Source organism: Microcoleus sp. K4-B3, assembly GCF_036704615.1.
GTDB lineage: Bacteria > Cyanobacteriota > Cyanobacteriia > Cyanobacteriales > Microcoleaceae > Microcoleus.
Genome location: NZ_JAUBSF010000241.1, coordinates 1 through 1,080, shown reverse-complemented (window position 1 = coordinate 1,080; position 1,080 = coordinate 1). Strand labels below are relative to the sequence as shown.

The window sequence follows — 1,080 nt, the reverse complement described above, 5'->3', positions numbered from 1 at the left end:
CCCACTTTTGAGCCACGACTTAATTTGTTTTCGGAGTCGTGGATAGGTATTGATTTTGTCAAGTAACGCTTTGTGATCAATGCGGTCAAAGCATTTGGCAATATCAGCGTCTAGCACATATTTGGCTTTACATTTGATACTGTCAAAAATAGCTCCTATTGCATCGTGACACGACCTACCTGGTCTAAAACCATAGGAGTTTGGCTCAAAACGAGCTTCCCATTCTGGCTCAAGAGCTGCTTTTACAACTGCTTGTAAGGCGCGGTCGTACATAGTGGGTATGCCTAATGGTCTTGACTCATTAGTTCCTAGTTTTGGTATCATTACCCGACGTGTCGGTTGTGATTTGCCAGTTGCTTTGAGTTGACTTACTAGCTTGATTCGCTGCTTCGGAGATAGTAATTTAATACCATCCACACCTGCTGTACGTTGTTAACCTAAGCAGGCAGGTCGCCCTACCTGCTCGGCTCCAGAACCGAACGTGAATATCGCTATTCATTCGGCTCCTCAGTGTGTGACTGTCACCTTTGCTTGTGACATCTCCAATAAGGGAAAACTCCCTCAGCGCGGTTCTGTTTTAGATTGCCCGTGAATTTGGTCGTGGCAATGCAGGTGGACTAATATCAGGTTTTTGTCGGCATTATTTCCACCCTTGGCTCTAGGTTTTAGGTGGTGTTTTTCGATTGAATCACCTGGGTTAAAGTTCAGTCCACATTGGGCGCATCTACCTTTCTGCCGCTTGAGCAGTCTTGCTTTCTGCGGTTCTAGGTATTTGTAATTTTCGCCCATTCTGGCGCTCCAATAAATCGAGTCTCCATCGTAGGGGCTGCGTGTTCCTTGTACCTTTGTCCATCTCAAACCCGCAGGAAATGCGGCATGGAGTAGGAGGTTGAAGGAATCCTGCTCTTTCCTAGAGCTTGCAAAGACCCAATTGTTATTACCGATGGTTCGCCAATATTTTCTGGCAACCCACTTTTTCTCTTTGTTAGGGTGACGGCGTTTCCCAGGGTAAGAGCATCTCAATCATGCTTGACAAAAGCACTTGAGAATTTGCATCATATAGTCATTATTCATCGCAGC

The 1,080-nt window shown here is 45.6% G+C and carries 1 protein-coding gene and 1 pseudogene; both read right to left on the bottom strand.

From position 1 onward, the window contains the following. Window positions 1-432: pseudogene (locus QUA78_RS32695) on the bottom strand (reverse transcriptase domain-containing protein); the annotation flags it as partial. A gap of 129 nt (window positions 433-561) precedes the next feature. Continuing rightward, window positions 562-789 carry an HNH endonuclease signature motif containing protein gene (locus QUA78_RS32690; RefSeq protein WP_333399269.1) on the bottom strand — a complete coding sequence of 76 codons (228 nt, stop codon included), beginning with the start codon at window positions 787-789 and terminating at the stop codon, window positions 562-564. Window positions 790-1,080: the final 291 nt, after the last annotated feature.

What these genes read in the sequence shown, in the direction of transcription:
- QUA78_RS32690 (WP_333399269.1), bottom strand. Translation starts at nt 789, where the DNA reads ATGGGCGAAAATTACAAATACCTAGAACCGCAGAAAGCAAGACTGCTC.